The sequence below is a fragment of the Neisseria sp. HMSC70E02 genome (assembly GCF_001838645.1).
Lineage (GTDB): Bacteria > Pseudomonadota > Gammaproteobacteria > Burkholderiales > Neisseriaceae > Neisseria > Neisseria macacae.
The window spans coordinates 1-11268 of record NZ_KV838068.1 but is presented as its reverse complement, the minus strand read 5'-3'; the positions used below and the strand labels follow the sequence as shown (position 1 = coordinate 11268).

The window sequence follows — 11268 nt, the reverse complement described above, 5'->3', positions numbered from 1 at the left end:
CCGCCAATCAAACCTGCCACACATACGCCCAAGCCGTCGCCCGCCAGCGTTTTATCCAAGCCCGGGTCTTTGGTGTAGTTGTTGCCCGTTACATTGCCGATGGCCATGATGCCGCCGATGTGTTCGATGGCGGGCGCGATGGCGACGGGCAGCATAAACAGCGCTGCCTGCCAGTTGACTTGCGGTGTTTCAAAATGTGGTACTTCAAACCACGGCGCAGCCGCGATGGTGGCGGTATCTACCAAGCCCATGACCAAAGCCAAAATATAGCCTGCAGCCACGCCGATTAAAATCGGAACCAGTTTCATCATACGGCTGCCGAAAACCGATACAACCACCGTAACGGCAAACGTAAAGCCCGACAAAATCAGCGCATCCGCATAGTCTATTACTTGCTTTCCGCTGGATTTGCCCATTGCCATTTCACTTGCGGCTGCAGCGACAGACAAGCCAATGACCATAATCACAGGCCCGATAACCACAGGCGGCAGCAGCCGGTTGACCGTAGCCAGCCCGCGCCATCTGATCAATCCGGCAAACACGAAATACATAAAACCCGCCGCAAACAGCCCGAACATGGTCGAAGGCAGGCCCCATGTTTCGAGGGAGTAGATAATCGGCGCAATAAAGGCAAAAGAAGAGCCGAGGAAAATCGGCACTTTACGCTTGGTGACTATTTGAAAGAGCAGCGTACCGATACCCGCCCCCAAAAGTGCTAAAGAAGGATTCAGTTTGGTCAAAAGCGGAACAAGCACCATCGCTCCGAACGCCACAAACAAAATCTGCGCGCCGGAAACCGCCAATTTAAGCTGGTTCATCAAAAAGCCTCGTCAAATCAATTCAAACGGCGGGAATTATACAGTTTCACCCCATAAATGAACATTAATTTACAAATAATCCATTAAATATTCCAAGCCCCTGAAAACAAAACTGAACTGCCCTACTCCTAACCTGCCAAATCTTCATCTGAATTACCCAAACGAAAACAATAAAAATAAAGTCAGGTTTATATCCAAGCTACAATTAACACCAGAGGTCGTCTGAAACGCTTTTTCAGACGACCTCGGTTCTCATTATTAAACAATTATCTATATAATGCCTGCCTGATACGTCCTTTCAGACGACCTCCTACATTATTCTCAGAAAGCCAAAATATGAATACCAAACAAAAAGTCATCGCCATAGACGGACCCAGTGCATCGGGAAAAGGTACGGTCGCCTCCCGTGTCGCTCAGGCTTTGGGGTTCGATTATCTGGACTCCGGCGCGTTATACCGCCTGACCGCGCTGTATGCAAAGAAACGGGATGTGGAATGGAATGATGAAGAGGCGGTTGCCGCGCTGGCAGAAAATCTGCCTGCCCGCTTTGAAGGCACTCAGGTCTTTTTGGATGATGAAGACGTTTCGGGACAAATCCGCAGCGAAGCCATCGGCATGGGCGCTTCTGCAGTGGCGCAGTTGCCGAAAGTGCGTGCCGCGCTTTTGCAGCGGCAGCGTGATTTTCTGACCGAAAAAGGTTTGGTCGCCGACGGGCGCGATATGGGTTCGGTTGTTTTCCCCGATGCGGCGTTAAAGGTTTTTCTGACCGCAGGTGCGAAAATACGGGCGGAACGCCGCGCCAAACAAATCGGCATTCCATGCGAAGGCTTGGAATTTGAACGGATTTTGTCGGACATCGAGGCACGCGATGAAGCGGACCGCCGCCGCAGCGTCGCGCCCTTAAAGCAGCTTCCCGACGCGGAACTTTTGGATACGAGCGGGCTGAGTATCGAAGAAGCTGTAAAAAAAGTGCTTGATTGGTATCATAAAGTTTGAAATTTAGGGTATAATCCCTGCGTTTTGTTTCAGACGACCTTTGGAGCATCTAAAGGTCGTCTGAAATATTTATTTTCAAAGCCTGCCGTGCCAAGGGCGGCAGGCATCCTCCAACCTACCCCGCACCCCTTGGCGGTGTACCGAAAAGAGTATATATGACTATGGAAAATTTTGCCCAGTTGCTTGAAGAAAGCTTTACCCTGCAAGAAATGAACCCGGGTGAGGTGATTACTGCCGAAGTCGTGGCAATCGATCAAAACTTCGTTACCGTTAATGCAGGTCTGAAATCAGAATCTCTGATTGACGTTGCTGAATTCAAAAACGCTCAGGGCGAGATTGAAGTTAAAGTTGGCGATTTCGTTACCGTTACCATCGAATCCGTTGAAAACGGCTTCGGCGAAACCAAACTGTCCCGCGAAAAAGCCAAACGCGCTGCCGACTGGATCGCTTTGGAAGAAGCGATGGAAAACGGCGACATCCTGTCCGGCGTTATCAATGGCAAAGTCAAAGGCGGCCTGACCGTTATGATCAACAGCATCCGCGCATTCCTGCCGGGTTCTTTGGTTGACGTACGTCCCGTTAAAGACACTTCCCACTTTGAAGGCAAAGAAATCGAATTCAAAGTCATCAAACTGGACAAAAAACGCAACAACGTCGTGGTTTCCCGCCGCGCCGTTCTGGAAGCTACTTTGGGTGAAGAGCGCAAAGCCCTGCTGGAAAACCTGCAAGAAGGCTCTATCATCAAAGGTATCGTTAAAAACATCACCGACTACGGTGCATTCGTTGACTTGGGCGGCATCGACGGCCTGTTGCACATCACCGACCTGGCATGGCGCCGTGTGAAACACCCGAGCGAAGTTCTGGAAGTCGGTCAAGAAGTTGAAGCCAAAGTCCTGAAATTCGACCAAGACAAACAACGCGTTTCTCTGGGTATGAAACAATTGGGCGAAGATCCTTGGAGCGGCCTGACCCGTCGTTACCCGCAAGGTACCCGCCTGTTCGGTAAAGTATCCAACCTGACCGACTACGGTGCGTTCGTTGAAATCGAACAAGGTATCGAAGGTTTGGTACACGTTTCCGAAATGGACTGGACCAACAAAAACGTACACCCAAGCAAAGTCGTACAATTGGGCGACGAAGTCGAAGTCATGATTCTGGAAATCGACGAAGACCGCCGCCGTATCTCTTTGGGCATGAAACAATGCCAAGCCAATCCTTGGGAAGAATTTGCCGCCAACCACAACAAAGGCGACAAAATCTCCGGTGCGGTTAAATCCATCACTGACTTCGGCGTGTTCGTAGGCCTGCCCGGCGGTATCGACGGTCTGGTTCACCTGTCCGACCTGTCTTGGACTGAAGCCGGCGAAGAAGCTGTACGCAAATACAAAAAAGGCGAAGAGGTTGAAGCCGTTGTATTGGCAATCGACGTTGACAAAGAGCGCATCTCTTTGGGCATCAAACAACTGGAAGGCGACCCTTTCGGTAACTTCATCAGCGTAAACGACAAAGGTTCTTTGGTTAAAGGTTCTGTGAAATCTGTTGACGCCAAAGGTGCCGTTGTTGCCCTGTCTGACGAAGTAGAAGGCTACCTGCCTGCTTCCGAATTCGCAGCCGACCGCGTTGAAGACCTGACCACCAAACTGAAAGAAGGTGACGAGGTTGAAGCCGTTATCGTAACCGTCGACCGCAAAAACCGCAGCATCCGCCTGTCTGTTAAAGCTAAAGACGCTAAAGAAAACCGCGAAGCCCTGAATTCAGTCAACGCTGCTGCAACCGCCAGCGCAGGTACTACCAGCCTCGGCGACTTGCTGAAAGCCAAACTGTCCGGCGACCAAGAATAAGGTTGCAGACATGACGAAGTCTGAATTAATGGTTCGTTTGGCAGAAGTTTTTGCCGAGAAAAACGGTAACCAATTGCTGGCAAAAGACGTCGAATACAGCGTAAAGGTTTTGGTTGATACCATGACCCGCTCGCTGGCTCGCGGTCAGCGTATTGAAATCCGTGGCTTCGGCAGCTTCGATTTGAACCATCGCCCGGCCCGTATCGGACGCAACCCCAAAACCGGAGAACGTGTGGAAGTGCCTGAAAAACACGTCCCTCACTTCAAACCCGGTAAGGAATTGCGTGAACGTGTGGACTTGGCTTTACAAGAAAATGCCAACTAAACCTGAGTAAACGAACGCCGCAGAAATGCGGCGTTTTTATTGTCTGAAAATATGGTTCTCTATTGTTTTCGTAATTTGGGCGGAATTTGTAATGGAAAATTCATAGGGTCGTCTGAAATCATCTATAATACGTTTCTTTTAATGATTGCCCGTTGATAAAACGTATAGTGGAATTAACATAAATCAGGACAAGGCGACGAAGCCGTAGACAGTACAGATAGTACGGAACCGATTCACTTGGTGCTTCAGCACCTTAGAGAATCGTTCTCTTTGAGCTAAGGAGAGGTAACGCCGTACTGGTTTAAAGTTAATCCACTATAATTGTCAAACCCAAAAACATAATAAAGGTCAGATATGAGTGATAGAGGTCAACTGTTTGTCGCCCCTCCGTTTGAAAACCACAGCCCGCTGACTTGGTATCAGGCTGCAGCCGAACAACCGAATTTCATCCGCGATGAAGCACAGGCGCGGGCGATTGAATATTTGGATCGTTTGTGGACGGAACTGATGATGTTCAAACGCAAACGCAATCGTTTCCTAGGACGCAGCCTGCGCTCTCCCCAAGTGCCGAAAGGTCTGTATTTTTATGGCGGCGTGGGTCGCGGCAAAAGTTTCTTGATGGACGCTTTTTTCGGCTGCTTGCCATACCGCCGCAAACGCCGTGTCCACTTTCATGCTTTTATGGCGGAAATCCATAAGCGTTTGAAAGACTTGAAAAGTGAAGCCAATCCTTTAAAAGCAGTTGCTGCTGAGATTGCCAAAGAGACCCGCGTATTGTGTTTTGACGAATTCCACGTCAGCGACATTGCGGATGCGATGATTCTGGGTCGCCTGCTGGAAAACTTGTTGAGCGAAGGCGTGGTTTTGGTGGCAACTTCCAACTATGCCCCGTCCGAGCTTTATCCCCAAGGTCAAAACAGAAGCAGTTTTCTGCCGACCATCGCGCTGATTGAATCCAGCCTGACCGTCTTAAATGTTGACGGCGGAGAAGACTACCGCCTGCGCACTTTACGTCCTGCCGAGATTTTCTTCGTTCCCAATAATGAAGAAAACGAGCAGAAATTGGCTGATTTGTTTAAAGAAATGGCGGGAATTCCCGAACTGAACCCCGGCGTCAGCGTAATACACGGACGTGAAATTCCGCACAAAGCCCAATCCGACCGTGCCATTTGGTTCGATTTCCGCGCTTTATGCTTTGGTCCGCGTTCGCAAGCCGATTACCTCTATTTGGCCGAACATTATGAAATGGTGTTCGTATCAGGATTGGAACGCCTGACGCCGCAGGAAAAAGCCGAAGCGCGCCGCCTTACATGGCTGATTGACGTATTGTACGATTTCCGAGTAAAACTCTGTGCCACCAGCGCGGTAGGCGTAAACGATATTTATGTCGAAGGCGATTTCGCCGAAGAATTTACCCGTACTGCCAGCCGTATGGTGGAAATGCAATCGGAAGTTTATTTGGAGCAACCGCATCTGACGTTGAAAAAATAAGATTCAGGAGAAGAAAAAAGAGCGGCTTTTCCCAAAGTATACTGAAATTTGATAAAATAGCAGTTCATTTTCCCCAACCTAAGACTATTGCACAACGCAATAAAAACAAGGACATAATATGGCTATTGAGCGCACGATTTCCATCGTTAAACCCGATGCTGTAGGTAAAAATGTAATCGGCAAAATTTACAGCCGTTTTGAAGACAACGGACTGCGTATTGTCGCCGCCAAAATGAAGCACCTCAGCGTGCGCGAAGCCCAAGAGTTTTATGCTGTCCATAAAGAGCGTCCTTTTTACGACAGCTTGGTTGCCTTTATGACCAGCGGTCCTGTCATGATTCAGGTGTTGGAAGGTGAAAATGCCGTTGCAAAAAACCGTGAACTGATGGGCGCGACCAACCCTGCAGAAGCCGTTCCCGGTACGATACGTGCCGATTTTGCCGAATCTCTCAGCGTAAACGCCGTACATGGCTCTGACAGTCTGGAAAATGCAGCAATCGAGATTGCCTACTTCTTCAGCCAAAGCGAAATCTGCCCGCGTTAACGATAAATGCCGTTCGAACGTCCGACCGGTTCGGGCGTTTGGACGGTTTTGTCGATATTGTTTGTCTAAATCTGTTTTCAGACGACCTTTCTAAAACAAAGGTCGTCTGAAAATATGATAGAAGAAGCTTGAGAATAAAAGCTGTTTGCTAAAAAAGATTGGGGAAATTTTCCAGACTGTTGCGAAGCTCCCTTCTCCATCAGATTCACAAGACTTATAACCAACGGCAGCCTTTATTTAAAAGCTTTACCAAGAAATAAACCACATGAAAACCAATCTGCTGAATTACGATTTAAACGGACTGACCCATCATTTTGCCGAGATGGGTGAAAAACCGTTCCGCGCCAAACAAGTGATGCGCTGGATTCACCAAGCCGGTGCGCAAAGTTTCGATGAAATGACCGATTTGGCAAAATCCCTGCGCCTGAAACTCAACGAACAGGCAAGCGTGGATGTGCCCAAACTGATGATGGCGCAAGAATCCACCGACGGTACGCGCAAATGGCTGTTGGATGTAGGAACGGGCAACGGCGTGGAAACAGTGTTTATTCCCGAAGCAGAACGCGGTACGTTGTGTATTTCCTCTCAAGTCGGCTGCGCATTGGAATGCACCTTCTGTTCTACCGGCCGCCAAGGTTTCAACCGTAATCTGACCGCTGCCGAAATCATTGGGCAACTGTGGTGGGCAAATAAAGCAATGGGCGTTACGCCGAAAAACGAACGCGTGATTTCCAATGTAGTCATGATGGGCATGGGCGAGCCGATGGCGAACTTTGATAATGTCGTTACTGCGCTGAGCATCATGCTGGACGATCATGGCTACGGCCTAAGCCGCCGCCGCGTTACCGTTTCTACATCAGGTATGGTGCCTCAAATGGACAGGCTGCGCGATGCGATGCCTGTTGCGCTGGCAGTATCCCTTCATGCTTCCAACGACGAAGTACGCGATCAAATCGTTCCGCTGAATAAAAAATATCCGTTGAAAGAGTTGATGGCGGCATGCCAACGCTATTTGGTCAAAGCACCAAGAGATTTCATTACTTTTGAATATGTTATGTTGGACGGAATTAATGACAAAGCGCAACATGCGCGCGAACTGATTGAGCTGGTAAAAGACGTACCGTGCAAATTCAATCTGATTCCGTTCAATCCTTTCCCCAATTCCGGCTACGAACGATCTACCAATGAAAATATCCGCGTTTTCCGCGATATTTTGCAGCAGGCAGGATTCGTGGTAACCGTCCGTAAAACGCGTGGCGACGATATTGACGCAGCTTGCGGTCAATTGGCAGGACAAGTACAAGATAAAACACGCCGCCAACAAAAATGGCAGCAGATTTTGGTTGAACAACAGAGCTGATTATGAAACTGAACATTTGGCAACCCATTATTCTAACTTTAGTTTTGGGCGCATGCGCCGGCCCGAAAGGTCCAAGCAGAGCGGAACGTGCGACACAGGTCGCCAATATCAAAACCCAGTTGGCTATCGAATACATGCGCGGGGGCGATTACCGTCAAGCAACGGTAAGCATTGAAGAGGCATTGAAAGCAGACAGCAGCAATGAAGATGCATGGCTGGTTCGCGCGCAAATCTATCAATATCTCAAAGTGCGCGAAAAGGCGCAGGAAAGCTTCCAAAAAGCCCTATCCTTGAAACCTGACAATGCGGAAATCAACAATAACTATGGCTGGTTCTTGTGCAGCGAGATGAATAATCCCGCCCAGTCCATCAGTTATTTTGACAAAGCCCTGGCCGATCCGACTTATCCTTCTCCGTTTATCGCCAACCTCAACAAGGGCATTTGCAGCGCGAAGATGGGACAATATTCGCTGGCAGAAGCTTATCTCGAACGCTCTTTGGCTGCGCAACCTCAATTCCCGCCTGCGTTTAAAGAATTGGCAAGAACCAAAATGCTGGCAGGCAATTTAAACGAAGCGGACTATTATTTCCGCCAATACCAAAGCAAAGTCGATGTTTTGCAGGCAGATGATTTGCTGCTGGGTTGGAAATTGGCAACCGCTTTGGGCAATAGCCAGGCAGCCTACGAATACGAAGCCCAGTTAAGGGCAAACTTCCCCTATTCGGAACAATTACAGGCAGTAACCACAGGTAAGTAACCACATGGAAAATCAAAAGAAAAACGAATACGACATTCAAGCTGCCAAATCATTGGGTGATGAGCTGGGACAATTCAGACACAAATCAGGTTGGGATATTGACGAAGTAGCACGACGGTTGAAACTGTCTGCCGAACAAATTGAAGCACTTGAAAAAGGAGACTATTCTTTCTTTTCAGGGTTGGTCTTCGTTATGGGCTATCTGCGTTCTTATGCCCGCCTGTTGAAAATCGATGAAACAACCATTACAGGTCGTCTGAAAGCCATTTCCGCGCCGGAAGAAGACCATGTCTATCTGGTTGATCGCAAACAAAATGCCGGCTTGAACTACCAAGATGGTGAAAAAGTCGGTTTTCCCAAATGGGTTTTGGGCATGGCGGCGCTCATCCTGCTTGGCGGCGGTATTTATGTTTGGCAAAGCAAGTCCAATCATGAAAACGAACAACAAGTCGCGCAAAACAGCGATGCAGTACGCAACAGTATGCAGACGCCGGATTTGAAAAAAGAAAATGTTGCCGTTTCCAATATGGCAGAAAACGGCAAACAAGAAATATCCAATGCCGAAAAAGCAGCTTCAAGTGTCGCCACATCCGAAGCAGCGGCATCCGCACCTGAAGTCAAAGTCGATTCAGACGAGCTTTGGATTAAAGTCCAATACCGAAGCAATCTGATTATCACCGACAAGAAAGGCACCATGATTTTCAGCCGGATCATTCCCGCAGGAAGCGAAAGGCGTTTTAAAGGCGGTGCGCCCTACAATGTCTGGATCGGTATTGCCACAGGTGCACAAGCCAATTACGGCGGGACAACCATCAATCTGGCAGAATACCGGGTTGCCGGTGAAAAATCAGCTTCCTTTGTAGCAGGAAAAAAATAAAGATGAACACACCCAAACGCCGCCAAACCCATCAAGTACAAATCGATCATCTCACCGTCGGTTCGGATGCCTCCGTTGTCGTGCAATCGATGACCAATACCGACACCGCAGATGCTAAAGCAACCGCCCTGCAAGTCAAAGAATTGAGCGATGCAGGCTCAGAAATGGTGCGCATTACCGTCAACAGCCCGGAAGCCGCCTCCAAAGTTGCCGAAATCCGCCAGCGTTTGGACGACATGGGTTACACCACCCCGCTGATTGGCGACTTCCATTTCAATGGCGAACGTCTGTTGGCGGAATTTCCCGAGTGCGGCAAAGCCTTGTCCAAATACCGCATCAACCCCGGCAATGTCGGCAAAGGCGCAAAAGGCGATGAAAAATTTGCCTATATGATTCGGACTGCCGCCGAAAACGACAAAGCCGTCCGTATCGGCGTCAACTGGGGTTCGCTTGACCAAAGCCTCGCCAAGCGCATGATGGATGCCAATCTGGCGTCCTCATCGCCCAAACCTCCCGAAGAAATCATGAAAGAAGCCTTGATTATTTCGGCGTTGGAATCTGCTGAAAAAGCCGTCCGATTAGGTTTGCCTGAAAACAAAATCATCTTGTCGTGCAAGGTCAGCTCCGTTCAAGATTTGATTCAGGTTTACCGCAAGCTGGGCAGCCGCTGCCAATATCCGCTCCACTTAGGCTTGACGGAAGCAGGTATGGGCAGCAAAGGCATTGTCGCTTCGACTGCCGCCTTGGCCGTACTGCTTCAAGAAGGCATCGGCGACACCATCCGCATTTCCCTGACTCCCGAACCCGGCAGTTCGCGCACGCAGGAAGTCATCGTCGGCCAAGAAATTCTACAAACCATGGGACTGCGCTCGTTTACCCCCATGGTTACCGCCTGCCCGGGCTGCGGACGCACCACCAGCACAGTCTTCCAAGAGCTTGCCCAAGATGTACAAAATTACCTTCGCCAAAAAATGACCGTATGGCGCACCCTTTACCCCGGTGTAGAATCTTTAAACGTTGCCGTCATGGGCTGCGTCGTTAACGGACCGGGCGAAAGCAAACTGGCAGACATCGGCATCAGCCTACCCGGAACCGGCGAAACCCCTGTTGCCCCGGTTTATGTTGACGGAGAACGCAAAGTGACTTTAAAAGGCGACAACATCGCAGCCGAATTCTTAGAGATTGTCGAAGAATACGTCAAAGTCAATTATTGCGAAGGCGGTGCAAAACGCAATCAAAACCGTATCATCCCGATACAGTCTGCTTGATAAACATAGATAAAAGGTCGTCTGAAAAACGTTCGGGCAAAAACTGAACTGCTCCTAAGGTCTTGGACATTCATAAAAGCCTATTCAATCGCTCTATATAAGCCGGGTTCTATATGTGACAGGACCCGGCTTTTCAATTTCGAACTGCAACGTTCCTGATTATAGGAATCCATATAATCCTCTATCTGTTTCATCAATTCGTCCATCATCAATTCCCCCTGCACGGCAAAACACTCCGTCTTCATTACCGCAAAGAAGCCCTGCATCGGCGCATTATTCCCAAAGTTCCCTTTGAGCAGCATCCTTTGGATAGAGGCTTAAGTTCGAATCCCAATCAAGCATTAAGGTCGTCTGAAAACGTTTTTCAGACGACCTTAATGACGTAACCACACTGTAAAACTTACCGGCAGCTATCAATGCGGGTAAGATTGGTCAGGTAAAATTAGAAGCGATTGTTCATCTTAAATCATTTGTTCAATAAGGAGACATCATGAAACCTTCCTCAGATGAAGAGCTTAAATCAGCAGTCGAATTAGATTTGTTACTAGATGATTTTGTTTTAGAAAAAAAGAACGATTATTTAAAAAGATTATTTGAATTTCCTTGCGGAAAATGGGTTGAAATTAAATATTTTTTTGATTCTGATTATTACGACTCAAATTATCAGAATTCACATATTTCCGCATGCTGGTTGCCGGATACTGATGGAGATTATGATAACAATCGGATAATTGTATTTTTTGATAACAACGATTTGGTATCACAAGTAATATCTTTTAATATGAAAACCTATACATTATAGTGGATTAACTTTAAACCAGTACGGCGTTACCTCGCCTTGCCGTACTATCTGTACTGTCTGCGGCTTCGGCGCCTTGTCCTGATTTAAATTTAATCCACTATACAAAACGTATAAATTGAACAATAACCCAATAAGGTCGTCTGAAATCAGTGGACTTTGAACTGGCCCCCAAATCTTGGACACTCATA

At 48.3% G+C, this 11268-nt stretch carries 11 protein-coding genes; 10 read left to right on the top strand and 1 reads right to left on the bottom strand.

Features of this window, described 5'->3' with window-relative positions; all coding sequences use genetic code 11:
* The coding region (locus tag HMPREF3277_RS15555; RefSeq protein ID WP_246830747.1) for a uracil-xanthine permease family protein at window positions 1-818 on the bottom strand (818 nt) is incomplete at its 3' end.
* 336 nt (window positions 819-1154) lie between these two features.
* Here HMPREF3277_RS15555 and cmk point away from each other — a divergent pair.
* The 10 genes from cmk to HMPREF3277_RS01880 all read left to right on the top strand — a co-directional run bounded on the left by cmk (window position 1155) and on the right by HMPREF3277_RS01880 (window position 11080).
* The gene (gene cmk, locus HMPREF3277_RS01930) at window positions 1155-1814 is read left to right on the top strand and encodes a (d)CMP kinase (protein WP_070869878.1); all 660 of its coding nucleotides are present in this window, start codon (window positions 1155-1157) and stop codon (window positions 1812-1814) included.
* A 155-nt stretch (window positions 1815-1969) separates the two neighbouring features.
* Window positions 1970-3655, top strand: coding sequence for a 30S ribosomal protein S1 (rpsA, locus tag HMPREF3277_RS01925; protein ID WP_003759201.1), 1686 nt, complete (start codon window positions 1970-1972; stop codon window positions 3653-3655).
* A gap of 10 nt (window positions 3656-3665) precedes the next feature.
* The gene (locus HMPREF3277_RS01920; protein WP_003744632.1) at window positions 3666-3980 is read left to right on the top strand and encodes an integration host factor subunit beta; all 315 of its coding nucleotides are present in this window, start codon (window positions 3666-3668) and stop codon (window positions 3978-3980) included.
* Window positions 3981-4334: 354 nt separating this feature from the next.
* Window positions 4335-5471 (top strand): cell division protein ZapE, encoded by a 1137-nt coding sequence (gene zapE / locus HMPREF3277_RS01915; RefSeq protein WP_070869877.1) that lies wholly within the window; start codon window positions 4335-4337, stop codon window positions 5469-5471.
* A gap of 118 nt (window positions 5472-5589) precedes the next feature.
* Entirely contained in the window at window positions 5590-6015 is a 426-nt protein-coding gene (ndk, locus tag HMPREF3277_RS01910; RefSeq protein ID WP_070869876.1) for a nucleoside-diphosphate kinase, read from the top strand.
* A gap of 265 nt (window positions 6016-6280) precedes the next feature.
* Window positions 6281-7375: a dual-specificity RNA methyltransferase RlmN gene (rlmN, locus tag HMPREF3277_RS01905; RefSeq protein ID WP_009312955.1), complete on the top strand. Its 1095-nt coding sequence runs from the start codon at window positions 6281-6283 to the stop codon at window positions 7373-7375.
* Between the two features lie 2 nt (window positions 7376-7377).
* Window positions 7378-8133 carry a type IV pilus biogenesis/stability protein PilW gene (gene pilW / locus HMPREF3277_RS01900; RefSeq protein ID WP_003759214.1) on the top strand — a complete coding sequence of 252 codons (756 nt, stop codon included), beginning with the start codon at window positions 7378-7380 and terminating at the stop codon, window positions 8131-8133.
* Between the two features lie 4 nt (window positions 8134-8137).
* Entirely contained in the window at window positions 8138-9010 is an 873-nt protein-coding gene (locus HMPREF3277_RS01895; protein WP_070869875.1) for a helix-turn-helix domain-containing protein, read from the top strand.
* A 2-nt stretch (window positions 9011-9012) separates the two neighbouring features.
* A complete protein-coding gene (gene ispG, locus HMPREF3277_RS01890) occupies window positions 9013-10278 on the top strand; it encodes a flavodoxin-dependent (E)-4-hydroxy-3-methylbut-2-enyl-diphosphate synthase (protein ID WP_070869874.1) in 1266 nt (421 codons plus the stop codon).
* A gap of 490 nt (window positions 10279-10768) precedes the next feature.
* On the top strand, window positions 10769-11080 hold the full coding sequence (locus HMPREF3277_RS01880) for a hypothetical protein (protein ID WP_070869873.1): 312 nt from the start codon (window positions 10769-10771) through the stop codon (window positions 11078-11080).
* The last annotated feature ends 188 nt before the right edge of the window (window positions 11081-11268 follow it).

What these genes read in the sequence shown, in the direction of transcription:
- cmk (WP_070869878.1), top strand. Translation starts at nt 1,155, where the DNA reads ATGAATACCAAACAAAAAGTCATCGCCATAGACGGACCCAGTGCATCG.
- rpsA (WP_003759201.1), top strand. Translation starts at nt 1,970, where the DNA reads ATGACTATGGAAAATTTTGCCCAGTTGCTTGAAGAAAGCTTTACCCTG.
- HMPREF3277_RS01920 (WP_003744632.1), top strand. Translation starts at nt 3,666, where the DNA reads ATGACGAAGTCTGAATTAATGGTTCGTTTGGCAGAAGTTTTTGCCGAG.
- zapE (WP_070869877.1), top strand. Translation starts at nt 4,335, where the DNA reads ATGAGTGATAGAGGTCAACTGTTTGTCGCCCCTCCGTTTGAAAACCAC.
- ndk (WP_070869876.1), top strand. Translation starts at nt 5,590, where the DNA reads ATGGCTATTGAGCGCACGATTTCCATCGTTAAACCCGATGCTGTAGGT.
- rlmN (WP_009312955.1), top strand. Translation starts at nt 6,281, where the DNA reads ATGAAAACCAATCTGCTGAATTACGATTTAAACGGACTGACCCATCAT.
- pilW (WP_003759214.1), top strand. Translation starts at nt 7,378, where the DNA reads ATGAAACTGAACATTTGGCAACCCATTATTCTAACTTTAGTTTTGGGC.
- HMPREF3277_RS01895 (WP_070869875.1), top strand. Translation starts at nt 8,138, where the DNA reads ATGGAAAATCAAAAGAAAAACGAATACGACATTCAAGCTGCCAAATCA.
- ispG (WP_070869874.1), top strand. Translation starts at nt 9,013, where the DNA reads ATGAACACACCCAAACGCCGCCAAACCCATCAAGTACAAATCGATCAT.
- HMPREF3277_RS01880 (WP_070869873.1), top strand. Translation starts at nt 10,769, where the DNA reads ATGAAACCTTCCTCAGATGAAGAGCTTAAATCAGCAGTCGAATTAGAT.